General features: G+C 49.3%; 19 protein-coding genes and 3 tRNA genes. 20 read left to right on the forward strand and 2 right to left on the reverse strand.

Translation table 11 applies throughout. The annotated features are described in order from the left end of the window. Window positions 1–230: 230 nt before the first annotated feature. From pyrR to AB4Z33_RS20385, 13 genes are all read left to right on the forward strand, one after another. Window positions 231–782 (forward strand): bifunctional pyr operon transcriptional regulator/uracil phosphoribosyltransferase PyrR, encoded by a 552-nt coding sequence (gene pyrR / locus AB4Z33_RS20325; protein WP_442051653.1) that lies wholly within the window; start codon window positions 231–233, stop codon window positions 780–782. Beyond that, on the forward strand, window positions 779–1,678 hold the full coding sequence (locus AB4Z33_RS20330) for an aspartate carbamoyltransferase catalytic subunit (protein ID WP_337098644.1): 900 nt from the start codon (window positions 779–781) through the stop codon (window positions 1,676–1,678). The genes pyrR and AB4Z33_RS20330 overlap by 4 nt, the downstream gene beginning before the upstream one ends. Window positions 1,679–1,725: 47 nt before the next feature. Continuing rightward, on the forward strand, window positions 1,726–3,012 hold the full coding sequence (locus tag AB4Z33_RS20335) for a dihydroorotase (protein ID WP_442051635.1): 1,287 nt from the start codon (window positions 1,726–1,728) through the stop codon (window positions 3,010–3,012). Window positions 3,013–3,103: 91 nt separating this feature from the next. Next, complete coding sequence (carA, locus tag AB4Z33_RS20340; RefSeq protein ID WP_442051636.1) at window positions 3,104–4,249, forward strand: glutamine-hydrolyzing carbamoyl-phosphate synthase small subunit; 1,146 nt, start codon at window positions 3,104–3,106, stop codon at window positions 4,247–4,249. Then, the gene (carB, locus tag AB4Z33_RS20345; protein ID WP_442051637.1) at window positions 4,236–7,454 is read left to right on the forward strand and encodes a carbamoyl-phosphate synthase large subunit; all 3,219 of its coding nucleotides are present in this window, start codon (window positions 4,236–4,238) and stop codon (window positions 7,452–7,454) included. The genes carA and carB overlap by 14 nt, the downstream gene beginning before the upstream one ends. Before the next feature lie 170 nt (window positions 7,455–7,624). After that, a complete protein-coding gene (pyrF, locus tag AB4Z33_RS20350; protein WP_442051638.1) occupies window positions 7,625–8,359 on the forward strand; it encodes an orotidine-5'-phosphate decarboxylase in 735 nt (244 codons plus the stop codon). After that, entirely contained in the window at window positions 8,352–8,999 is a 648-nt protein-coding gene (pyrE, locus tag AB4Z33_RS20355) for an orotate phosphoribosyltransferase (RefSeq protein ID WP_442051639.1), read from the forward strand. The genes pyrF and pyrE overlap by 8 nt, the downstream gene beginning before the upstream one ends. Window positions 9,000–9,193: 194 nt before the next feature. Continuing rightward, the gene (locus AB4Z33_RS20360; protein ID WP_442051640.1) at window positions 9,194–10,918 is read left to right on the forward strand and encodes a methyl-accepting chemotaxis protein; all 1,725 of its coding nucleotides are present in this window, start codon (window positions 9,194–9,196) and stop codon (window positions 10,916–10,918) included. A 222-nt stretch (window positions 10,919–11,140) separates the two neighbouring features. Further along, a complete protein-coding gene (locus AB4Z33_RS20365; protein WP_442051641.1) occupies window positions 11,141–11,872 on the forward strand; it encodes an ABC transporter ATP-binding protein in 732 nt (243 codons plus the stop codon). Next, entirely contained in the window at window positions 11,838–12,902 is a 1,065-nt protein-coding gene (locus AB4Z33_RS20370; protein WP_442051642.1) for an efflux RND transporter periplasmic adaptor subunit, read from the forward strand. Before AB4Z33_RS20365 ends, AB4Z33_RS20370 begins: the two co-directional genes overlap by 35 nt. A gap of 3 nt (window positions 12,903–12,905) precedes the next feature. Beyond that, window positions 12,906–15,812, forward strand: a complete 2,907-nt coding sequence (locus AB4Z33_RS20375; RefSeq protein WP_442051643.1) for an FtsX-like permease family protein — start codon at window positions 12,906–12,908, stop codon at window positions 15,810–15,812. A gap of 3 nt (window positions 15,813–15,815) precedes the next feature. Further along, on the forward strand, window positions 15,816–16,703 hold the full coding sequence (locus AB4Z33_RS20380) for an ABC transporter ATP-binding protein (RefSeq protein ID WP_442051644.1): 888 nt from the start codon (window positions 15,816–15,818) through the stop codon (window positions 16,701–16,703). 5 nt (window positions 16,704–16,708) lie between these two features. After that, window positions 16,709–18,217 carry an ABC transporter substrate-binding protein gene (locus tag AB4Z33_RS20385; protein WP_442051645.1) on the forward strand — a complete coding sequence of 503 codons (1,509 nt, stop codon included), beginning with the start codon at window positions 16,709–16,711 and terminating at the stop codon, window positions 18,215–18,217. Window positions 18,218–18,276: 59 nt separating this feature from the next. On the opposite strand, the gene AB4Z33_RS20390 is transcribed toward AB4Z33_RS20385, so the two are convergent. Then, entirely contained in the window at window positions 18,277–18,792 is a 516-nt protein-coding gene (locus AB4Z33_RS20390; RefSeq protein ID WP_442051646.1) for a 2'-5' RNA ligase family protein, read from the reverse strand. 149 nt (window positions 18,793–18,941) lie between these two features. Between AB4Z33_RS20390 and AB4Z33_RS20395 the strand changes: the two genes are divergently transcribed. The 5 genes from AB4Z33_RS20395 (at window position 18,942) to AB4Z33_RS20415 (ending at window position 20,643) form a co-directional block, all read left to right on the forward strand. Then, window positions 18,942–19,106, forward strand: a complete 165-nt coding sequence (locus AB4Z33_RS20395) for a hypothetical protein (RefSeq protein ID WP_337098657.1) — start codon at window positions 18,942–18,944, stop codon at window positions 19,104–19,106. Between the two features lie 126 nt (window positions 19,107–19,232). After that, window positions 19,233–19,306 (forward strand) — tRNA-Met (locus AB4Z33_RS20400). Between the two features lie 38 nt (window positions 19,307–19,344). Then, a tRNA-Ile gene (locus AB4Z33_RS20405) sits at window positions 19,345–19,421 on the forward strand. A gap of 24 nt (window positions 19,422–19,445) precedes the next feature. Beyond that, window positions 19,446–19,531: transfer RNA gene (locus tag AB4Z33_RS20410), tRNA-Leu, on the forward strand. Window positions 19,532–19,701: 170 nt separating this feature from the next. After that, window positions 19,702–20,643 carry a site-specific integrase gene (locus tag AB4Z33_RS20415; protein WP_442051654.1) on the forward strand — a complete coding sequence of 314 codons (942 nt, stop codon included), beginning with the start codon at window positions 19,702–19,704 and terminating at the stop codon, window positions 20,641–20,643. A 767-nt stretch (window positions 20,644–21,410) separates the two neighbouring features. On the opposite strand, the gene AB4Z33_RS20420 is transcribed toward AB4Z33_RS20415, so the two are convergent. Further along, a complete protein-coding gene (locus tag AB4Z33_RS20420; protein WP_442051647.1) occupies window positions 21,411–21,767 on the reverse strand; it encodes a helix-turn-helix domain-containing protein in 357 nt (118 codons plus the stop codon). A gap of 365 nt (window positions 21,768–22,132) precedes the next feature. Between AB4Z33_RS20420 and AB4Z33_RS20425 the strand changes: the two genes are divergently transcribed. Further along, on the forward strand, window positions 22,133–22,621 hold the full coding sequence (locus AB4Z33_RS20425; protein WP_442051648.1) for a hypothetical protein: 489 nt from the start codon (window positions 22,133–22,135) through the stop codon (window positions 22,619–22,621). A 548-nt stretch (window positions 22,622–23,169) separates the two neighbouring features. Further along, entirely contained in the window at window positions 23,170–24,390 is a 1,221-nt protein-coding gene (locus tag AB4Z33_RS20430; protein ID WP_442051649.1) for an IS256 family transposase, read from the forward strand. Window positions 24,391–24,454 lie beyond the last annotated feature (64 nt).

Here is a 24,454-nt window from a genome sequence, read left to right on the forward strand (position 1 = left end):
GTAGCGTGAATAACAGGCCGATCAACAGATAACGGTAGGACATCCCATGACAGCGCCCTCTGTGACGAGGGCGCTCAGGGCATGACCCTCTATCTTTTGACGACTGATCACAAAGCTCCTTGCGAATATACGCAAGGAGCTTTTGTTTTGCCAGGGCAGCAAGAAACAAGGCTTGATTGACGGATCAGGGAGGCGGCGCGGAAGTGGCGGAAGAAGAGCACTTAATCATCATGGATGAAACGGCAATTCGCCGGGCATTGACGCGGATTGCTCACGAGATCGTGGAGAAAAACAAAGGGATCGACAACTGCATCATTGTAGGCATAAGGACGAGAGGCATCTACTTGGCTCGAAGGATTGCGGATCGAATCAAGGAAATCGAGGGTAAGCCGCTGCCGGTAAGCGAACTTGATATTACCCGCTACCGCGACGATCGCTCCAAAGCAGTGCTGACTTCGGATATAGAAGTCGCTGCAGGGATCGGCGATACCGAAGTGCTGCCGATCGACGTTCAGGATAAGCGGATCATATTGTTCGACGATGTGCTTTACACGGGAAGAACGATTCGAGCGGCCATGGACGCGCTTATGGATTGCGGGAGGCCGCAAAGCATTCAGCTCGCGGTTCTAGTGGATCGTGGGCATCGAGAACTGCCGATCAGACCTGATTTTGTAGGCAAAAACGTCCCAACCTCGAAGCAAGAGCAAATCGAAGTGTCGCTGACCGAAGTTGATTCGTCCGATCAAGTCATAATAATTCATCAGAGGGGGCAAGCCGGATGACGATGACGAAGCTTAAACAACGCAGTTTGCTCGGTTTGAAAGAGCTCAGCAAAGATGAGATCGAGTCCATACTCGATCGCGCAGCTTATTGGGAGCATCACCCGAATAAAGTTCATAACGCGATGCAAGGAAAGTTCGCGGCTAACATGTTCTTCGAGAACAGCACAAGAACGAGATTCTCGTTCGAAGTTGCCGAGAAGAGATTGGGCGCGGAAGTACTTAACTTCTCTGCCGCCGTATCGAGCGTACAGAAGGGCGAATCGATCTATGATACGGTTCGCACGCTGGAGTCGATGGGGATTGACGCAGGCATCATTCGCCTGAAGCCGATCGGCGTGCTGGCTGACATAGCAACGAAAATCAAAGTGCCGCTCATTAATGCGGGAGACGGCAATAACGAACATCCTACACAAGCGCTGCTCGACATGTACACGATGCGCAAGCAATTCGGCAACTTGAACGGGTTGAACATTGCCATCGTAGGAGATGTCCAGCATAGCCGCGTTGCCCGCTCCAATCTCTGGGCGCTGCAGAAGTTCGGAGCGAATGTTCGCTTCTGCGCACCGGCGAATATGCAAGCGCCTGACCTCGATGCGCCTTACGTATCCATCGACGAAGCGCTGAAATCCGATGTCGTCATGATGCTGAGAGTTCAGCTTGAGCGTCATGAGAGCGGGATGTTGAATTCCGCTGAGAGTTACAGGGAGCAATACGGCTTAACGGTCGAGAGAGCAGCTAAGCTTGCCGAGCATGCGATTATTATGCATCCGGCGCCGATTAACCGAAACGTAGAAATTGATGATGAATTAGTTGAACATCCGCAATCCCGTATTTTCCCGCAAATGGAGAACGGTGTTCCGATTCGAATGGCCGTCGTAGAACGCGCACTTAGCTAACCTAGAGCAGGCAAGAAGGCCAATTAAACCGGAGGGTGGATCTAGCAATGTCATTGTGGATTATTAACGGCAGCATATGGAATGAAGCTTCGGGCAGTTTGGAAACAAAGCATGTGAAGGTTGAGAACGGCAAGATCCAACAGATCGTTGACGGAGCCGAGGCTCCCGATACAGGCAGCGCGGAAGTAATCGACGCGAAGGGCAAGCTCGTATCGGCAGGTCTGATCGATATGCACGTCCATCTTCGCGATCCAGGCTTCGAATACAAAGAAGATATCGCAACGGGTACACGTTCAGCAGCGAAAGGCGGCTTCACAACGATCGCCTGCATGCCGAACACTCGCCCAGTTACAGATACGCCGGAAACGGTGAAATACATTACGAACAAAGCGAAGCAGGAAGGCGTCGTTAATGTGCTTCCATACGCTTCGATTACGAAGAACGAGCTTGGTCGCGAGCTGACGGATTTCGCAGCGCTTAAGGAAGCCGGCGCAATCGGCTTTACGGATGACGGCGTAGGCGTACAGAATGCTCAAATGATGAAGAACGCAATGGCGTTGGCGCAATCGATGAACATGCCGATCATCGCGCACTGCGAAGACGATACGCTTGTCGAAGGCGCTTGGGCGTCCGAAGGCGAGTTCTCCCGCAAGCATGGCTTGAAAGGCATTCCGAACGAGTCCGAAGCGATCCACGTCGGCCGCGACGTGCTTCTTGCTGAAGCAACGGGCGTTCACTATCACGTCTGTCATGTGAGCACCGAGCAATCGGTTCGGCTCATTAGACTGGCGAAGTCGATCGGCGTTCGCGTCACAGCGGAGGTTTGCCCGCATCACTTGATCCTGTCCGATGAAGATATTCCTGGTGTTGACGATGCGAACTGGAAAATGAATCCTCCGCTTCGTACGCCAAGAGACGTTCAAGCGGTCATCGAAGCGCTTGAGGACGGCACGATCGACATGGTCGTAACCGACCATGCGCCGCATAGCGCGGAAGAGAAAGCTCGTCCTGTGCAGCTCGCACCTTTCGGTATCGTCGGCTTCGAGACGGCGTTCCCGCTGCTTTACACGAAATTCGTACAGACAGGCAAGTGGACGCTTGGTTTCCTGCTGCAACGAATGACTTCAGACCCTGCCCGCGTATTCGGTCTGGAATCTGGACGGTTAGAGCAAGGCGCACCTGCGGATATTACCATTATCGATTTGGATAACGAACGTGCGGTTGATCCAAGCACCTTCGCCTCGAAGAGTAACAACACACCGTTCGGAGGCTGGAGGCTTAGCGGCTGGCCGGTAGCTACGATTGTAGCTGGCAAGGTAGCTTGGGCTGAATAACACGTCATTGACCTAATAGCTTAAATGGCAGTAGTCAAGAAGAACGAGCAAGAACATATAGAACGATTCAACACCTGAGGAGTGAATACGGATGCAAGCAAGATTATTGTTGGAAGACGGAACATTGTTTACGGGTCTTTCGTTCGGCGCCGAAGCGCAAATGACGGGCGAGGTTGTTTTTAATACAGGAATTACGGGTTACCAAGAGGTATTGTCCGATCCTTCGTACTGCGGACAGATCGTTACGATGACGTATCCGCTCATCGGCAACTATGGCATTACGCGCGACGAYTTCGAGTCGATTCGTCCTTTCATCCACGGCTTCGTCGTACGTCGCCATGAACCGGTGCCAAGCAACTGGCGCGCGCAATATTCGCTTGGGCAGCTGCTCAAGGAATACGGCATTCCAGGCATTCACGACATCGACACGCGGATGCTTACTCGCAAGCTGCGTCATTACGGCACAATGAAAGGCCTTATCACGACTGGCAACGAGCGCATCGAAGAGCTGGCTGAACGCCTGAATGTGTCGAAGCTGATGACGGATCAAGTAGCACGCACATCAACGAAAAACGTGTTTTCAAGCCCAGGCAACCGCGAGCGTATCGTTCTTGTTGACTTCGGCGCGAAAAGCGGCATCCTGCGCGAGCTGACGCAACGCGGCTGCGACGTAGTTGTTGTTCCGCACAACACGACGGCTGACGAGATTCGTCGCCTTGCTCCGGACGGCATTCAATTATCGAACGGCCCTGGGGATCCGAAAGACGTTCCTTACGCGGTTAAAATGATCTCCGAGCTGCTCGGCGAATTCCCGATCTTCGGCATCTGCCTTGGACATCAATTGTTCGCACTCGCTTGCGGCGCTGATACAACGAAGCTGAAATTCGGCCATCGCGGCGGCAACCACCCGGTGAAAGAGCTTGCTACGAACCGTTGCTACATTACATCGCAGAACCACGGCTACACCGTTCTTGAAGAGTCTATCCAAGGAACGCCGCTAGTTGTTACGCATATCAACAACAATGATCGGACAATCGAAGGCTTGAAGCATAACACCTTCCCAGCTTTCTCGGTGCAATACCATCCGGAAGCGGCGCCAGGTCCATTCGATTCCAGCTATCTGTTCGATGAATTCCTGGAAATGATCCGTACGCACAAAATAACTAACCCACAAAAACGCCGTCAAGCTGTGTTATCGGAGACGTTGAAAGGAGAGCTTCAGTATGCCCAAAAATAATGAACTCAAAAAGATTCTCGTAATCGGCTCCGGCCCGATCGTCATCGGACAAGCGGCGGAATTCGACTACGCAGGTACTCAAGCTTGCCAAGCGCTGAAAGAAGAAGGATATGAGGTTGTCCTTATTAACAGCAACCCGGCTACGATCATGACGGACACGAACATGGCCGACAAAGTATACATCGAACCGATTACGCTTGATTTTGTATCCCAAATCATTCGTCAAGAGCGTCCTGACGGCTTGCTGCCGACACTGGGCGGACAGACCGGCCTTAACATGGCGGTTGAGCTGGCACGCGCCGGCGTTCTCGAACGCGAGAACGTGAAGCTGCTCGGCACGCAGCTTACAGCAATCGAGAAAGCGGAAGATCGCGACTTGTTCCGTGACTTGATGCGCGAGCTGGAACAGCCTGTACCGGACAGCGACATCGTTACGACAGTAGAAGATGCGGTTGCATTCGCTAACTCGATCGGTTATCCGATTATCGTTCGTCCTGCCTACACGCTGGGCGGAACAGGCGGCGGCATCTGCGCGAACGAAGAAGAGCTGCGCGAGATCGTTGCATCGGGTATTCGTTACAGCCCGATCAGCCAATGTCTGATCGAGAAATCGATTGCAGGCATGAAAGAAGTCGAATACGAAGTTATGCGCGACGCCAACGATAACTGTATCGTTGTGTGCAACATGGAGAACTTCGACCCGGTTGGCGTACACACAGGCGATAGTATCGTCGTAGCGCCAAGCCAAACACTGTCCGACCGCGAGTACCAAATGCTTCGCTCGGCATCGCTTAAGATCATTCGCGCTTTGAACATCGAAGGCGGCTGTAAYGTACAGTTCGCGCTTGATCCGCAAAGCTATCAATATTATGTCATCGAAGTTAATCCGCGCGWAAGCCGTTCCTCGGCGCTTGCTTCCAAAGCGACAGGATACCCGATCGCGAAGATGGCAGCTAAGATCGCAGTAGGCTATACGCTTGACGAATTGGTTAACCCGGTAACCGGTCAAACCTACGCTTGCTTCGAGCCAACGCTCGACTATATCGTATCGAAAATTCCGCGCTGGCCGTTCGACAAGTTCGTTAACGCGAACCGTAAGCTCGGCACGCAAATGAAAGCGACTGGCGAAGTTATGGCCATCGGCCGTACTTTCGAAGAGTCGATTCACAAAGCGGTTCGTTCGCTTGAGATCGGTGCACATCGCATCCACCTGAAGGAAGCTTCGTCCCTTGAGGAATCCGTACTCCGTACGCGCCTGGCGAAGCCGGACGACGAGCGTATGTTCCTCGTAGCGGAAGCATTCCGCCGCGGCTATGCTCTGCAAGAAATTCAAGACCTTACGAACATTGACTGGTGGTTCTTGGATAAAATCCAATCGATCGTCKCCTTCGAGGATCGTATGCGCAGCGAATCGACGCTTTCGTACCCGACTTTGTATGAAGCGAAGCGCAAAGGCTTCACGGACCGTTCCATTGCCGAAATTCGCCGTGAAGGATTCCCGAACGGCAGCCATACGACGGAAGAAGACGTTCGCGCATTCCGTTTGCAGCACAACCTTAAGCCTGTATACAAAATGGTAGATACGTGCGCGGCGGAATTCGAAGCTACAACGCCGTACTACTACTCGACATATGAAGTAGAGAACGAAGTAACGGAAACGTCCAAGCAGAAGGTGCTTGTACTCGGCTCTGGTCCGATCCGTATCGGCCAAGGCATCGAGTTCGACTACTCGACGGTACATGCTGTATGGGCTATTCAGAAAGCTGGCTACGAAGCAGTCATTATCAACAACAATCCGGAGACAGTATCCACAGACTTCAGTACATCCGACCGACTGTACTTCGAGCCGCTGTTCTTCGAAGACGTCATGAACGTCATTGAACAAGAGAAGCCAATCGGCGTTATCGTTCAATTCGGCGGTCAGACTGCAATCAACCTTGCGGCTCCGCTCGTTAAAGCAGGGATTCGCATTCTGGGCTCCAGCCTGGAGAGCATCGATGCTGCGGAAGACCGTAAGAAGTTCGAAGCGCTGCTTCGCAAGCTAGATATCGCTCAGCCTGAAGGCAGCACGGTAACTTCGGTAGACGAAGCTGTAGTAACTGCGCAGAAGCTCGGTTATCCGGTACTTGTTCGCCCGTCCTACGTACTTGGCGGACGCGCGATGGAGATCGTATACTCCGATGAAGAGCTTCTCAGCTACATGGAAGTAGCCGTTAAGATCAATCCAGAGCATCCGGTACTGATCGACCGTTACATGCTGGGCAAGGAAGCCGAAGTTGACGCGATCTGCGACGGCGAGACCGTTCTGATCCCGGGCATTATGGAGCATGTAGAGCGCGCAGGGGTTCACTCCGGTGACTCGATCGCGGTATACCCTCCGCAATCGTTGTCGGATGACATCAAACAGCAAATTATCGACATTACGATTAAGATTGCCAAAGAGTTTAAAGTCATTGGACTTGTAAACATCCAGTTCGTTATTCATCAAGATAAAGTGTATGTAATCGAAGTTAATCCGCGTTCGTCGCGTACGGTTCCGTTCCTAAGCAAAGTGACCAACCTGCCAATGGCTAACCTGGCTACTAAAGCAATCATGGGCACGAAGCTGGCTGATCTTGGTTACACGGACGGTCTGTGGCCTGAGGACGATTACGTATCGGTTAAAGTGCCGGTGTTCTCCTTCGCGAAGCTTCGCCGCGTTGACCCTACATTGACACCAGAGATGAAGTCGACAGGCGAGGTTATGGGCCGCGATGTGCAATATGCGAAGGCGCTCTTCAAAGGGCTTATCGGCGCAGGCATGAAAATCCCTACTTCCGGCGCGATCATTGCAACGGTAGCGGACAAGGACAAAGAAGAAGCAACAGAATTGCTGCGCGGCTTCTATAATATCGGCTACAAAATCTACGCAACAGGCGGTACGGCAACGGCGCTTGAAGAAGCAGGCCTTGTCGTAACGCATGTGAACAAGCTGAGCGAAGGTTCGCCGAACATTCTCGACCTCATTCGCGAAGGCCATGCGCACTTCGTAGTCAACACGCTTACGAAAGGCAAGACACCTGAGCGCGATGGCTTCCGTATCCGCCGCGAAGCGGTAGAGAACGGCGTCGTCTGCATGACGTCGCTCGATACGGTCCGCGCATTGCTTCGCATGCTTGAGACAATCAACTTCTCGTCGCATGCTATGCCGGTTCTGCAGAAGTAATTGCCTTAAACCAACTAGCCCTTAAGCAGGGCACATAAGCACGGCCAGCGTTAACGGATTTTTGGCAGGCTGGGGAGGATGGGTCATCTTCCCCCTAAGGCTTGCTAGATCCGTGCGTATGGCCGTTTATTATGCACATGTAAGCTCTAAGAATAGGAAGGATGATTACAATGAAGCTGACAAGAGAGCAGGCGGCTGGCCGCATTATGGTAGCGCTCGACTATCCCGAAGCTGCTGCGGCAGAGAAGTTGATCGCAGAGCTGCAAGGCATTCCTTGTTACATGAAGGTAGGCATGCAACTATTCTACGCGGCTGGGCCGTCCTTCGTAGAGAGCTTGAAGAAGCGCGGATATTACGTCTTCCTTGACGTAAAGATGCATGATATACCGAATACGGTAAAAGGCGGAGCAAACAGCGTAACGAAGCTTGGCGTAGATATGTTCAATGTCCACGCAGCTGGCGGCGGGGCGATGATGGAGGCAGCGCTGGAAGGCGTCGACGCGGCGCTTGGCAGCGGCATGAGTAAGCCGACCGTTATTGCGGTTACGCAACTAACAAGCACGAACCAAACTACACTGAACGAACAGATCGGCATAGCTGGAACGGTCGAGGAGGCTGTGCTTCGTTACGCGAAGCTGACGAAAGCGTCGGGACTTGATGGCGTTRTCGCTTCCCCTTCCGAAGTGGAAGCGATCAAGGCTGCATGCGGCGCTTCGTTCAAGACTGTTACGCCAGGCATTCGTCCTATCGGCGCTGACGTGAACGATCAATCGCGCATTATGACGCCAAGCGAGGCGCTACGTCAAGGTACTGACTATATGGTCATCGGACGCCCGATTACAGCAGCGCCGTCACCGCGCGCTGCGCTTGAATCCATCATTGAGGAGCTGGTAGCTTATGAGTAAAGTAACATTAACGGAATTGCCGCAGACGATCGCAAAGAGCTTGCTTGCGATTGAGGCGGTAGCACTTCGTCCGAACGATCCATTCACATGGACTTCAGGCATCAAGTCGCCAATCTATTGCGACAATCGTCTCACAATGAGTTACCCTGAGATCCGTGATCTGATCGCAGAAGGCTTCGCAACTCTTATACGCGAGCTATACCCGGACACCGAGGTTATTGCGGGTACGTCGACTGCAGGCATTCCGCACGCGGCATGGGTAGCGCAAAAGCTGAACCTGCCGATGGCCTACATTCGCGATAAAGCGAAAGGTCACGGCAAGCAAAACCAAATCGAAGGCCGTATCGTGCCTGGTCAAAAAGTTGTCGTTATCGAGGATCTTATTTCCACAGGCGGAAGCTCGCTGAAAGCAGCGCTTGCTGTTCGTGAAGCAGGAGCTGAAGTACAGTCAGTGCTTGCTATCTTTACTTACCAATTCGAATCGGCCGTACAAGCCTTCGCAGCTGAGAACGTGCCGCTGCAAACATTGTCCAACTATAGCGCGCTAATTCAAGCAGCTGTCGATGTCGGCAAAGTTGACGAGACCGATGTAGATGCGCTGCAAGCGTGGCGCAATGATCCGCAATCGTTCGGCAAGTAACCATATGCTGTGAAATACAAGGATGAACACGCCGCAAGCCGGCGTGTTTTTTTTGTGTGACTCCAATACTGTGGATAGAGATAAAATAACAAAATAAATTTACAATTTTTTGTCGAAGCCCTCTTGAAATCGACGTTTCTCCCCGATAAATAAGGAAGTAGGTTTATTCGAATAGAGAAGGGGCGGGAATAATAATGAGATTTACTGTACTCGCGAGGCTTGCGTTGCTGGCAGCTGTGCCTCTTGTGCTTTACGTATTCACGAGCATTTTTTTACTTGACCAGCAAAAAAAGAGTTTTGAAGAAATGAAGCTTGAAATTTATGATACGGCGAGCAATGTGGATAGGCTAATTCTTAACGCCGACAGAGATATGTATCAAGCGTATACAGCATACTTGCGATTGGAATCGGGATCGCTTGACGAAGCGGATAAAAAAACGGCGAGCGAAGAGATTTCCGGAAATCTGAAGCAAGCGAGCGATCGATTGACGGAAGCGAAACTGAAGCTGGCAGATACAGGAGTTGGGAGCTATACATACGGGGACAGCGGTCGTTCGGTTGACGAATTGTCCAAGGAACTCGCGGTCAACTTCGGCGCATGGTCCAAGCTAGTGACGGAATCGGCTGCGAACAATGTCAACCAAATTCATAATGATGAGGTCGATAACGGATTCCTCGCGAGTCGTACGGGCATTGATGAGATCGGACAAAATGTTGAGAAATATGCRGAAATCAACATTACCGAAATGGATGAAGAGCTCGAAACTAGCTTACTCACTACCTTCATCGGGATCATAGTTGTGACGATCATATCGATCATTATGGTCTTCATTACCGTTCGGAAGATTATGAGAACGGTCAACAACGTCGTATCGAAGACGAGAAGAGTTACGGAATTTGACTTGACAGTAAAAGCAGACGCGAAGTATAGCAAGGATGAGTTGGGCGATATCAATCAATCAGTTGATCAGATGATAGGCATGTTGCAGCGGCTTATTGGAGGTATTGTCGATCACGCGAAAGAAGTGACCGAATCTTCTGCGCATCTTACGACGGCGTCCAAAGAATCGGAGGATGCAGCGAATCATGTCGCGCTCAACATTCAAGAGGTAGCGAACGGTTCGGAGATCCAAGCCCGCGGTTCCGAGGAAACGTCCAAAGCAATAGAAGAAATGACGATCGGCATACAACGGATAGCCGAGAATACAGCATCGCTTGCGGAGCATTCGACGTCGACTTCCCAGCAGGTTGATCAGAGTAAAAACGCGCTTGAACGTTTAATCGAACAGATGCAATCAATCAAGACAGCGATCGAGAATTTGTCTGGAACGATCGTCTCGTTAGAGAATCGTTCGAAACAGATCGGCGCGATTGCCGAAAACATTACGTCTTTCTCCAACCAAACGAATATTTTGTCGCTAAATGCTTCGATTGAAGCAGCGCGTGCGGGTGAGCATGGCAAAGGGTTCGCGGTTGTCGCCTCGGAAATTCGTAAGCTGGCAGCTAGCTCGTTGGAATCGGCTGACGGTATTCATCAGCTCGTATCCGTCACTCGCGCGGAGATCGACGGTGCATCGACCTATATGGCCCAAACGAAAGAATGCTTCGGTGCCGGCGCTGAACGGGTAACGGATATTCGCCAAAGCCTGGAAGTTATCGTAGATGCCATTAGTCAGATGACGGAACAACTGCACGAGAACTCTGCTATAACGGAACAAATGTCGGCGAGCTCTCAGCAGGTGAACGCATCCATGGAGCAGGCCGCTGCAACAGCTTCCATGAATATGACGAAAACCGAGCAAGTGGCGGCAGCCACGGAGGAGCAGCTGGCATTGGTTGAGAATATTGCTTCTACAGCCGAGCAGCTCTCGGGGCTTGTGAATATTTTGAACAATGGTGTAAGCAAATTTAAGCTGTAGTATTGGAAGGAAGAGTTGTTTTGGCGAGCAGCATATGCCGCTGGATGCAGCTCTTTTTTTCATATTGAAAAGTTATAAAAACTTACCCGAAAAAAGTCGTAACTTTTTGAGCACGTCCTACGTCTATCATGTAAGATGAGAATTATGAAAGTCTTACCAATCGTTTTCATGGTTTTTATGCATGGGGTTTAGACTTACAAGGGGGAGGTATGAGTAGCGCAAATGGCAATTTCTAAGGAAGTAGAACGAGAAGTAGAGCAGCAGTCCGCACCAAGCGACGAACCGAGGAAACTGCTGACCGTGAGCCAGGTGGAGCGTGAGTTTCTAGTTGGAGGTGCGCCGCTACGCGTATTGAAGGGGATCAACATGGAGCTCAAGGAACGTGAGCTTGTCATGCTTAGGGGCCGCTCAGGCTCTGGCAAAACGACGCTACTCAATAGTCTTGGCGGTCTCGATCAGCCGAGCTCGGGTGAAATATGGTTTAACGGGATGCCGTTCCATCGCATGAGTGATAATGAACGCACGCTCGTACGACGCAAGCATATGGGATTTATATTCCAAGCTTTCGCGCTTATGCCCCTCTTGTCGGCTTGGGAGAACGTTGAACTGTCGCTTCGGATGGCTGGAACGCCTCGTGCGGAGTGGAAGGAACGTGTAGCCCAGTGCCTGGAGCTGGTCGGTCTGGAGAAGCGTATGCACCATAGGCCGTTCGAGCTGTCAGGCGGCGAGCAGCAGCGCGTAGCCATAGCGAAGGCTATTGCTCACAAGCCGATGCTTCTGCTGGCTGATGAACCGACGGCAGAGCTTGATTCCGGAATGTCCGCGCAAATTATGGCCGTCTTTCAAAACATTATTCGCACTGAACAAGTCACGATATGTATGACTACACATGATCCTACGATTTTGGAGGTTGCCGACCATGTCTACGAAATGGTTGACGGTAAGTTTATTTAAGCGGTCCGTCATTGCTTTAATGAGTGTATCTCTAGTTTTTGCGAGCGGATGCTCGCTGCTGCCGAAGGAGCCGGAAGAAGAGGTGCTGCCGGAAATCGCGCCGCCTCAAATTTCCAAGAAACCGGAGTACGAGGTGACAACAGCTACTTTGGAAACAAAGGTGCAGGTCATTGGCAAGCTTATTTCTTTGAAGGAAGAGACCTTATTTTTTACTTTGGATGGTAAAAACCTGAAAGAACTGTATATTAAGGCCGGGGATACGGTGAAGGCGGGTCAAGTCATTGGCGAGCTTGACGTTGATGAGCTGACGAAGTCGCTTCGGCTGGAGCGTTTAAGCTTCAAGAAGGAAGAAATCGCAATGAAGGAATTGCTTCGCACGCGCGATGAGATGGATCCTACGGATTTCGAAGAGCGTCAGATCGCATTCGAGGAGAAGAGGCAGAAGCTCGTCGATATGGAAGAGGAGATCGCGAAAGCGACGCTCGTTGCTCCATTCGGCGGAACAATCGTGACCTTGAATGTTCAGAAAGGTGATCTGATTAAAGCGTATGCGCCGATTGCCATCGTAGCGGATACGGCGCTAATGACGCCGGCAGCGAAGCTGTCCAAGACGGAACTGGAGAAAGTGGCGCCGGGCATGGAAGCGGTCGTTAACATGAACAGCATCGGCAATTTCAAAGGCAAAGTAAAGACGCTTCCAGTAAAAGCCGAAGAAAATAACAACGGCGGCGGTCAACCGGGGGAGACGAAGCCCGAGCGGCCCGAAGACTTCTTGATCGTGAGTGTAGCTGATCTGCCTAAAGGGCTTAATCGCGGCGCACCGCTGTCGATCAGTATTATTACGCATCGGACGGAAAACGCGATCGTTATTCCTCCTTCTGCCCTTCGTTCAATCGGTTCGCGCACCTATGTGCAAGTTGTCGATGCTGAAGGAAAGCGTGAAGTGGACGTCGAGGTAGGACAGCAGACGGCTACGCAGATCGAGATTCTGCAAGGTCTTACGCCGGGGCAGAAAGTTGTAGGTCGATAGCCGATGGGGATTCCGTTGTTTCGTTTTTTGTTCCGCAAAATGTGGAACACGCGCTGGCTTACGTTAAGCACGCTGGCGGGGCTGACCTTGGCGGTCGCGTTTGCGACCAGTATACCGATGTACGCGGACGGCGCGCTTAAGCGAGTTGTTGCTGATTCGCTGCAGGAGAAGAGCTCTGGCCTTCCTGCCGGATCGCTGCTCATGCGGTATCAATCACCCTCAGGCGGAAAAACGGATTTAGCGGCGTTATCGGAGCTGAAACGTTATATTACCGAGGATGTGCCGAAGGAGATTGGATTTCCGTTCGGCACGTACGTAACCGGCTATTCGATTCGAAGCGGCGACGTCGTACCTGAGGATCCCACGAAGGTGGATGCGGGACGTAATCGCCAGCTTACGATAATGACGATGTCGGAGCTTGAGTCGAAGACCGAGCTGACGCAGGGCAGATGGTTCACGAATAGCGAGGGCGACGGCGAGATCCTTGAGGCCGTCATGCTCGAGGAAGCGATGTATCGCAATGATGTACATATCGGAGATGTATTCGAATATCCGGTATACGGCGGTCTAGACCTGACGCTGCGGGTTAAGATCGTAGGGGCGGTTAAGCCGCTGCTCGATACAGACCCTTACTGGTATCAAGGCTTGGAAGGCTTGCTGAATACGTTCCAAATCAGTGAGCAGGCGTTCACGAAGACGCTGCTTGAGAAGCACGGTATTCCGCTTCATAATGCAAGCTGGTATTATGCTTTCAATCTATCGGAGATTCAGACGAGTCAGCTCTCGCCGCTAGGTCGGACGCTGGATCGATTGAATATAGAGCTCTACCAGCGATTGAAGGATACAAGGGTCGATATTTCCTTTGCCTCCACGCTGACTGAATTCAAGAAGCAGAGCTTGCAGCTTCAGACTTTGCTGTTCACGCTTGCTGCGCCGATGCTTGCGATGGTCTTTTTCTTCATCGCGATGAATGCTCGACAATCGCTCGACAAGCAACGGAGCGATATTGCGGTGCTTCGCAGCCGCGGAGCGGGAACGAGGCAGATTATATGGATCTACCTGCTTGAAGGACTTATTCTCGGAGGTCTCTCGCTCGCTGCCGGTCCATTCATCGGCTGGTTCATGGCGAAGAGTATCGGCTCGGCGAACGGATTCTTATCCTTCGTTAGCCGTAAGTCGATTCCGGTAGGTTTCTCGACAGAGGCGATTATCGCCGGCGCTGCGGCAGTGCTTATTGCGATATTGGCGACAGTTATACCGGCCGTTATTTATGCCCGCGCCTCTATCGTTAACTACAAGCAGCAGCTTGCGCGCTCCGATCGTCAGCCGGGATGGCAGCGATGGTTCCTTGATGTACTGCTGCTTGGTCTAGCCGGTTACGGCTGGTATCTATTCAATGAACGTCAAATGCTGACGTTCCAGACCGGTATGACAACGGATCAGCTTAATGTTCAGCCGTTCCTGTTCTTCGTGCCGGCGCTAGCCATATTCGCACTTGGACTATTCTGCTTGAGGCTGTTTCCTTGGCTGCTTAAGCTGTTCAACTGGCTAGGACGCAAGTTCTTGCCCGTACCGATTTACTTGACGCTGACACAGCTGTCTCGTTCATCCAAAGGTTATTATCCGCTTATGATTTTACTCGTTCTTACGCTAGGGCTAGGTGTATATAATGCTTCGGCGGCCAGAACGATTGATCTCAATTCGACGGAGCGTACGCTTTATAAATACGGCTCGGATGTCATTATTCAGACCGTATGGGAAGGTACGACCGAAATTACGACGTCGGGAGGAAATAACGGCGGCGGTAATGGCGGGGGCTCTGGCGGTGGAGGTAACGGAGGAGGCAATGGAGGCGGCGGAAACGGTGGAGGCGGTGGCGGTGGCGGTGGCGGACAAACGACACCGACTCGTACGCTGTATAGCGAACCTCCGTTCGAGCTGTTTCGCAAGCTGGAGGGTGTAGAAGCTGCCGCTCGAGTCATGCAGACCAAAGGCAATATCGTTATTTCGGGCAAATCGGTTGGTCAAGGCACCGTAATGGGCATTGACAACGTTGATTTCTCTAAAGTTGCTTGGTTCCGTGATGATCTGTTCCCAGCGCATCCGTTCCAGTACTTGAACAACTTAGGCAAATACGAGCACGGGGCGCTTATTCCATCCGGCGTAGCCGAGCAATATCAGCTGAAACTCGGCGATATCGTATCCGTTGGCTTTACGGACGGGATGCTGGAATTTACAGTAGCCGGTATAATACCGTATTGGCCGACGCAATATCCRGACAAATCGCCTTTTGTAATTGCCAATTTGGATTATATTTACGATCAATTACCTCTTATCCCTTATGAGGTATGGCTGAAGATGAAGCCGGACGCGAAGGTTGCGCCCATTATTGAATCACTTCAGCAAGCAGGCGTTGGACTCGCGTCGGTTAAGGATGTGCGCACAGAGCTCATCTCTCAATCGAAGCTTCCTACTAGAGGCGGCGTATTCGGGATATTAAGCTTAGGCTTCCTGGTCTCCGTCATCATTACGCTCGCTGGTTACGTCTTATATTGGTTCTTCAACTTATCAGGCCGTGCCGTTCAATTCGGCGTACTTCGCGCAATGGGGCTGTCGCGCAAGCAATTGACGGGAATGCTGCTGCTCGAGCAAATCTTTACGGCAGGTCTAGCGATTGGGCTAGGTGTTCTAATAGGCAAGTCGGTCAGCTTGCTCTTCCTGCCTTTCCTGCAAACAACCGAGAACGTTGCAGAAACGGTTCCGCCGTTCCGGGTTATTTTCAACTCGGACGATACGAATCAGCTCTATTTTGTCGTCGGATTCATGATGTTGATCGGCGCTTTGCTGCTGTTCCTCCATATCCGCAGACTGAGAGTGCATCAAGCGGTCAAAATGGGAGAGGAGCGTTAAGCGATGATCGATTGCGAAGGACTTGTCAAGATTTACAAAACAGACGATCTCGAGGTCGTCGCGCTTCAAGGGTTGAACCTGAAGGTGGAAGATGGAGAGCTGATGGCGATTATCGGCAACAGCGGCAGCGGCAAGTCAACATTGCTGAACATATTGGGCGGCCTTGACCGCCCCTCCGCCGGCCAAGTGAAGGTAGGGCCATGGGATCTGCTTAAGATTACGGAAGAAGAAACCGTGCAATACAAGCGTGAGACGGTTGGTTTCATTTGGCAAAATAATGCCCGCAATCTGCTGCCCTACTTATCCGCACTAGAGAACGTTGAAATGCCGATGATGCTCTCGGGCAAAGTCGATCGCGCCTACGCGAAGCAACTGCTTGATTGGGTAGGGCTCAAGGATCGTATGCATAACAAGCTGCATCAGCTCTCAGGGGGCGAGCAACAGCGGGTGGCTATAGCCATCTCGTTGTCTAACCGCCCGAAGCTGCTGTTGGCCGATGAGCCGACAGGCTCGGTAGATACGGCAACCTCCGATATGATCATGGGCATATTCCAGCGGCTCAATCGAGAGATTGGCATTACGGTCGTCATCGTAACGCATGACTTGACGCTAGCCGGCAAGGTGGACCGTGTCGTCGCCATCCGTGATGGTCTTACGAGTACCGAATTCATTAAACGCAATCCGAACATTACTCTAGGTGGAGGTGAGGCAGAGCTTCCGGCAGCAAGCGGGCTGCAGACGGTACATGAAGCGTATGTCGTTGTAGACCGTGTCGGACGTTTGCAAGTGCCAAAAGAATATTTGACGGCGCTCAACATTAAAGACAAAGCAACGATGGAGTTTGACGGAGAGCGGATTATTATTACTCCGCCTAAATCATTGGGGGGTTAAATCGAATGAATAAGTTAGCAAAATTGCCTTTGCGTAAAGTGGTTGGAGTTAGTATGTCGCTTGTTTTGCTCGGCGGCGTCTTGGTTGGATGCAGTGGATCTTCCGATAAGTCTGCGGAGAAATCAGTGCTGCGAATTGGTGTCATGTATGGCGGCTCGGACAATGAGCCTTATATGCGCCAGCAATATACGGATATGTTCGAGATGATGAATCCGAACGTAACGTTCGAGATCGTCGGCGCGATCAATTATGATGATCAGCGTTTTGAATCGCAGGATTCTTCGAAACCTGTTACGGAACAACCGGATACGTATGAGAAAGTGAAAGAACTGCTGACTGGCCAGAATCCGGTTGACGTCATGATCTTCGACTACAACCTGCTCCGCCGTATGACGCAGGATAATCTGCTCCAACAGCTTGATCCGCTCATTCAACAGGACAAATTCGATCTAACGGATTATGTTCCGACCGTTATTGACGGCATCAAAGCGGCAGGCGACAGCAATATTTACGCACTGACGCCAACATTCAGTTCTTCGGCACTTTTCTATAATAAGAAGCTATTCACAGATGCTGGCGTTACGCCTCCAACCGATAAAATGCAATGGTCCGAAATCTTGTCGCTTGCTCGTCAAGTAGCAAAAGGCGAAGGCGAAGACCGCAACTTCGGCTTCTCGTTCAACCGTTGGTCGAATGACGGCTTTAGCGACACGCAAACGTATGCTAACGCGCTTCAATTGAAAATGTGGGACGATAAAGCAGAGAAAATGCTCGTTAACAGCGATCAATGGGCGGAAGTATGGCAGACGGTAGCGGATCTTTATAAAGAGAAGATCGTTCCAACGCAAGAATTCGTTCAACAAATGAATGAAAAGATTAGCGCAGAAGGCGGCAACGATCCATTCTATGGCGATCTGTTCATCAAAGGCAGAGTCGCAATGACGATTGGCGAGTACTACTATATTAACGAACTGAAGAAAGCTTCGGATAACGCGGCGAAGGTCAAAGACTACACTCCGGTTGATTGGGATGTCGTTACGGTTCCTACGTTCCCTGGCAACCCTGACGTAGGCGGCAACATCTACTTGAGCTCGCTAATGGGCATTAACGCGAAAGCGCAAAATCCGGATGGCGCTTGGGATTTCATTAAGTTCACGAACGGCAAGGAATGGGCGAAGCTGAAATCGAGAAGCTTGTACGAAATGGTTGCGCGCAAAGAGTTCTTGACGCCGATCGGCGGTTTGCAGTACAACATGGATGCATTCACGACGCTTAAACCGCTTCCTCCTGTAAGCTCCGATCAGGAGAAGATTTACCGCGAGAAACCGGGCATTTGGGAAGCCCAGTCACCTGGATACGAATTGTTCCAACAAGTGCTTACCGAAGAGAAGACGGTTAAGGAAGCACTCGCCGAGTGGGAGACGCGCGGCAATGCTACGCTTGAGAAGCTGAAGACCGATCCTACCGGCGGCATGGGTGACGGCGGCATCTCTCGGCCTATGCCCATGGGTTAAGCAATAATAAGAAAGTAGAGAAGCCTGCATCCGACTTTGCGTCGTGTGCAGGCTTCTCTTTATGTTTTTTTGAGGTCGAAGGCTCGTAATTGTTTCCATGTCCCTTTGTCTGATTGCTGTAATAAGGTCAGCTTCTCGATCGTGGAGGTGAGGTTCACCTTGTTCATTCGCCAATTGCCGTATAGATCGTACAGCTCATCGGCTGTCAGTTGCTGGGCTAACGTCAAATGAGGCGTGTAGACGTAACGCTGCTCTTCCAACGCGAGCGGACCGGTGCAAACCTGTTGATGCAACTGAACCATCGGTGAAGGGTCTTCCAGCGCCATATACAGCACATGACTGACCGGGAAGAAGGAGGATACCCGATTGAAAGCAATCGTAAAGGGTGATAGGGCGGTTGATACAGCTTCCAGATGAGCGATCGCTGCAGCCAGCTTCTCATCACTCCACGATTCAGCCTCACGAACAGTCAGATGGGCGGGGATCAGCGAATAATGAGGGTCATGTCTAATTCGTAATCGATCGGCAGCTTCCTGCACCTTTTTATCGGGAAAAACCGCAATGCCATATTTCATGTCCACCAGCCTCCTGAAAAGATCTTATGATTCAAGTATACCCGAATGCATGAAAAGATAAGAATTTCCGATTTTGGGGTATTCTATGGCTACAAGCACGTTGCAGAATAGAAAAACGCAGGAGATCGCGATMAGCAGGAGGGATCAATATGAGGTGGGTATACTGGGTGCGTTTGTACGAGACTAAATTCCAAGCGGGATGCCTCGTAAGGAGGATGGAGAACGATTGGTGGGTATACGGCTACGAATGTCCGCGTGAGGTTGAAGTATTCAAATCGCGCAAAGGACGGTACGGAGTAAGGTTCTTGCCATAATACGGGATCGGCTAGAAAGAAATCTGAAGAAAATTAGAATAATTTGCTTGACTTGAAATATGCATATATAGTATATTAATTGATGTCGCCATTTCAAAAAAAGCTTTTTAACAAATGGAATTACGTCGCGGGGTGGAGCAGCCCGGTAGCTCGTCGGGCTCATAACCCGAAGGCCGCAGGTTCAAATCCTGCCCCCGCAACGAACCTTTCGATCTCAACGTCAACCGGCGTTTTTCGAGGGCCCTTAGCTCAGTTGGTTAGAGCGGTCGGCTCATAACCGATTGGTCGGGGGTTCGAGTCCCTCAGGGCCCACCATTTGCAAGCTTTTTTTACACACATGCCGGGGTGGCGGAACTGGCAGACGCACAGGACTTAAAATCCTGCGGTGGGTGACCACCGTACGGGTTCGATTCCCGTCCTCGGCATACCAGAAAGCCTTGATGAGTCAATGGTTTTCACGAAGTACATACTTGTATCAAATAAGATAGTCCTGTGTGTTTAAAACAAGTACACAGGACTTTCTGAAAGCTGATAAAACCTCCTTTGCAGTATCTGACAAAATCAGATGCGATCGAAGGAGGTTTTTTCGTTGTCAATGCGTTTAACAAAGATTAAGAAATCAGCACCGTCTACAATGGAAGAAGCTTTCGTCCAGTTTATCAATTGGAAGAAAGCGAACAATCTTAGTGAACAAACCATTCTTGATTACACTACGCACTACAACCTACTCATGAAACGCTTTCCTAATGCAATAGAGTCTTTTGAGAAACTCGAAAAGTCCTTATATGAACATTTAGGACAAGAAAATATTAAACCAGCGACATATAACAATCGTTTGGTCTATTTACGTACCTTCTTTAAATGGTGTGTGGAACAGAGGGTATTATCTGACAATCCCTTGGAGGGTTTTAAGAAACGTAAGGATGAAGGAAGAGTAGTTCATATTGATGAAAGTGTGCTAACAGATTTGCTTCAACTGCCCGATCAAAACACGTATGCTGGTCTACGTGATTTTGCCCTGTTGTTACTATTCTTGGACAATGGTATTCGACCAAAAGAAGCATTCAGCCTAATGTTGTCCGATTATAATAGTCGTGCATGTGAGGTTACAGTTGATGCGGATAAAGCTAAAACTAGAATGTCGAGAACCCTTCATATAATGCCACAAACAGCTAAAGCCATTGATGAGCTGCTTTCTGTTCGACCAGAAGAATGGAAGGGTTCACCTCTCTTTTGTACAAATGAAGGTAAACCGCTAAATCGACATACTTGGGGAGACAGAATTGAAATGTATTGTAAGAAGCTTGGCACCCGCTTCCATCCATATGCACTACGTCATGCTTTCTCTATTATGTTTCTGCGTGGAAAAGGTAATGCTTTTGCACTACAAACGATGCTGGGACATGTGGACATGACCATGACGAAGAGGTATGTCAGATTAACGAATAGTGATGTGAAAGAGCAACATTCATTGGCTTCTYCTGTAAATAGGTTACTTCCTCAGAAGAAACGCCTTCGTAAAATTGAGGGGAAGTGAGGTAGTAGCCATGACAACGAGAACGAATCTGTGGTTGGCTATGGATGATGATGTGACAGCACAAAGGCTCGTAGTACTGACAAGGAGGCATTCTAAACTTGCTTTAGAACATATCGGAAAAGATACTCATTCAGAGCGTAGGAAGGCTATACAAGTTGAAATTGAACGTCTGAGAGTGGAGAGAGATTGTTTACTGAATGGCTGCTTCCAGCAGTAGTTCAAGAAATGAAGACTAAGACAAGTTACTAAATCATTGGAGGAAAGAATGAACGCTATAAACAATAACATCATAGTTGACGCAATAAGTGACGAGTTAATGGTAATGGGCTTTAAAGGCTTCTTATTGCGTAATTTACTCAAATTCATCGTTGATGAGGAATCGTTGTATTCGTTCTATAATTTCATTCTCAAAACGGAAGAGGAAGAAGGAGAAATAACGAAGGTTCTGCTTGTCCATAAATTCATTAAGCATATACAGGACAATCAATCGTTCATAAACTATAACGAATACATGGCAGCTTACAACTCAGCGCATACTTCTTTCGAGAAGAAGGAAGTTATACATCGATTATTTCGTTCGGACTCAAACGATCTTGCACAAATAGTACTTTGGTTAAACGGGCATATGATCTCACATATAAAGCTGTATGAAGTGGCAATCCAATATCGTACTCAATATTCTATTCAGGAATCTCTATTCCTCATCGAATCTCTTCACATTTAATGTAACAATCACCCATTCGACGTTACGAATGGGTGACTCATTATCATAATTTATCGTAAGTACCAAGCACATCTTTAGCAAGACGAAGTACCAATTTCACTTCCTCAATCTTCCTTCCAGACAATAATGAGTCAAGTGCTTCAATCAATTCTTGTTTATCAGTCCGCTCCTCAATGCCTTCTATACCCTCAATTCTAAATACCTCGACTGGATTCACTTCCAAAGCGTTAATCACTTTTTCCAGCGTTTCCATTGAGATGTTTCGTTCACCGCGCTCAATATCTGAAATATATGTAACGTGAATTCCAGATTTTTCCGATAAAAACTCTTGGGTGTAGCCTTTTTCTTTGCGTAACGTTCTGATACGTTCTCCTATTAATCGTAGAAAGTCAGATGACATTTAGTTTCACTTCCCTTCCATACAAGCGTATGGAAGGAGTAACAACATTCAAAGGAGTTCATACCAGAAGTTTTATTGAAAACATCGTATATATACGATACTATAAGTTGGTATATGACTATACAACTAGAGTGGTGYTGTTTGTGAGAATAAAGAACTACATACTTGGCTTTACTTGTCTCTGTTTGATTCTACTGGTAACAGCTTGTGAATCAGAAAGTGATAAACGGAAGGCTAGAATCAAGGAACTTGATAAGGAGATTAACCAGCTAAAGAAAGAAACTGATCTAATGAATGATTATCTCGAAGCTTGTGAAAAGGTGAGCAAGTGCTAATAAAAACATCATGTTAAGGGAGTTTGAAGAATGAAACATAAACAACTAACGGCATTATTAACAATTATCTTGTGTCTCTCAATAGCAGCTTGCTCGTCAAGTGGCGTAGCTTTTGATTACAAGATTAAACCTGAATACGCTGACAAAGTAACAACAGAAGATGCGGATATTCTGATTGATTTCCTAAAGGTAGCTAATGATTTACCAGACGCAGCGAATGCAAAAAATGAAGAAATCGAAATTGAGCAAGCGGTTATTGATATGGGCTTTGACGCTGTTGACCATTTTGCAGAAGTAGATGGGGACTTGGCGATTGAAGTTTCAAAATTGATGATTTCACTTGGTGCAATTGCATTGGACATTAAAAATGCTAAGACTAAACACCATTTAGCTAAGCTGGATAAAGAACTAGGTGTCAAGTCTGAATATGAAGAGTACCTCAACATAGATGATATTATGAAGAAAAAAAGGGAAAGTGCCAAAGACGATTTGACTGAGTTCAAAAAGTACGTTGACTAAGCTGGCATAAAGAAGACAAATAACGAAAGCCATCCTGTGAAGGGATGGCTTTCGTTTACGGTTCGTTCGCTTTCTTGTTCATCTCTAGCCGCATTCGCTGATAATAGGGTTATGTATTAAATTTTGCGGTGCGTGTGTTATTCACATAGTTCGCCATAGCTATATAGAGAGAAAAAAGGTTGCTGTACAGGATGATGGCTTCCTCCCAGCATGAGACTAATTATATTCGACGATACGAAAAGATATTAGCATTTGTGTAAATCAGGAGCGACCTTTTAAAGCTTTGAAACAGCTTAAAACCTTTAAAAGTTTTACTAGAAGATAGTGATCGGTACCTTGTTTTTTTAATTTGCCCGCTTCAAACCACACGCTGAGTGAGAGCGAACCAATTTCTCCATAACCACAATTATGGAAAAAGAGTAGAGGTGACGGGGCATGGTTTACAGTTGAAAATCAAAGGGTTAATCATTACAGCGGAGTCTGTAAAATAGTTTGTGTAAACTCCTAAACCTACTAAAATGGAAGTAGATGAAAGGTTGGGAGAGCACATGGGATTATGGACAAAAGAGCAACTGCGTCAGTTCATCAAGGAGAACAAATTGGTGACGGCACAGGATGCGCAAAATGCGCTTAAAGATCTTTTTGCAGAGACCATTCAAGAAATGCTAGAAGCGGAGATCGACACGCATCTGGGCTACGACAAGCATGATGTCAAGAACAAGCAGACAACGAACAGCCGTAATGGCAAGAGTCGTAAAACGGTCATGAGCGAGTATGGTGAACAAGAAATCGCTGTTCCACGCGACCGTCAAGGCGAGTTCGAACCRCTCGTCATCAAGAAGCACCAATCCAACGTAACGGGCATTGAAGACCAAATCGTAGCGCTTTACGCAAAGGGTGTAAGCACACGAGATATTCAGGATCATCTGGCTAACCTTTACGGCATCGACGTCTCGCCAACGCTCATTTCCAACGTGACCAACAAAATCGTACCGCTTATTAAAGAGTGGCAGAACCGACCGTTGCAAGGCGTGTATGCGGTTGTCTTTCTCGATGCCATTCACTTTAAGGTGAAGCAAGATGGTGCCATTGTGAACAAAGCAGCTTACATGGTCATCGGCATTGATCTGGATGGGAACAAGGACGTACTCGGCATGTGGATCGGTGAGAACGAATCCTCGAAGTTTTGGCTTAGCGTACTCAATGAGCTGAAGAATCGCGGGGTACAAGATATCCTCATCACCTGTGTGGACAACCTGACCGGCTTCTCGCAAGCCATTACCGCATGCTATCCGCAGACCGAAATTCAGAAGTGTATCATCCATCAAATTCGTAATTCAACTCGCTACGTCTCTTACAAAGACTTGAAGAAAGTGACGGCTGATCTAAAGCCGATCTACAAGGCGGCCACAGAAGATGCTGCTCTTGCAGAGCTTGATCGATTCGAGGAAATCTGGGGTACGAAGTATCCACTGATCGTCCGTTCCTGGCGCAATAACTGGGACGAACTGGCGACCTTCTTCAAATACCCACCAGACATTCGGAAGCTGATCTACACAACCAATATCATCGAGAGCTACCACCGCCAACTCCGCAAAGTCACGAAGGGTAAAAGCATCTTCCCTTCGGATGAAGCCCTACTCAAAATGCTCTATCTCTCGACCATGGACGTCGTCCGCAAATGGACCGGTCGTGTTCAGAACTGGGGACAAATGCTGCTCCAACTCTCCGTTTTCTTCCCTGATCGAGTCGGCCAGCACCTACGCTAACAGGCCAACTCCCCCTCGGGGGAGTTCCTTATAAATGAGTTTACACAAAATTATTGACAGACCC

This window comes from Paenibacillus sp. 2TAB19, from assembly GCF_052115185.1.
Classification (GTDB): domain Bacteria; phylum Bacillota; class Bacilli; order Paenibacillales; family Paenibacillaceae; genus Pristimantibacillus.

Coding starts and splice junctions, on each gene's coding strand:
- pyrR (WP_442051653.1), top strand. CDS start 231: ATGGATGAAACGGCAATTCGCCGGGCATTGACGCGGATTGCTCACGAG.
- AB4Z33_RS20330 (WP_337098644.1), top strand. CDS start 779: ATGACGATGACGAAGCTTAAACAACGCAGTTTGCTCGGTTTGAAAGAG.
- AB4Z33_RS20335 (WP_442051635.1), top strand. CDS start 1,726: ATGTCATTGTGGATTATTAACGGCAGCATATGGAATGAAGCTTCGGGC.
- pyrE (WP_442051639.1), top strand. CDS start 8,352: ATGAGTAAAGTAACATTAACGGAATTGCCGCAGACGATCGCAAAGAGC.
- AB4Z33_RS20365 (WP_442051641.1), top strand. CDS start 11,141: ATGGCAATTTCTAAGGAAGTAGAACGAGAAGTAGAGCAGCAGTCCGCA.
- AB4Z33_RS20370 (WP_442051642.1), top strand. CDS start 11,838: ATGTCTACGAAATGGTTGACGGTAAGTTTATTTAAGCGGTCCGTCATT.
- AB4Z33_RS20380 (WP_442051644.1), top strand. CDS start 15,816: ATGATCGATTGCGAAGGACTTGTCAAGATTTACAAAACAGACGATCTC.
- AB4Z33_RS20385 (WP_442051645.1), top strand. CDS start 16,709: ATGAATAAGTTAGCAAAATTGCCTTTGCGTAAAGTGGTTGGAGTTAGT.
- AB4Z33_RS20390 (WP_442051646.1), bottom strand. CDS start 18,792: ATGAAATATGGCATTGCGGTTTTTCCCGATAAAAAGGTGCAGGAAGCT.
- AB4Z33_RS20395 (WP_337098657.1), top strand. CDS start 18,942: ATGAGGTGGGTATACTGGGTGCGTTTGTACGAGACTAAATTCCAAGCG.
- AB4Z33_RS20420 (WP_442051647.1), bottom strand. CDS start 21,767: ATGTCATCTGACTTTCTACGATTAATAGGAGAACGTATCAGAACGTTA.
- AB4Z33_RS20425 (WP_442051648.1), top strand. CDS start 22,133: ATGAAACATAAACAACTAACGGCATTATTAACAATTATCTTGTGTCTC.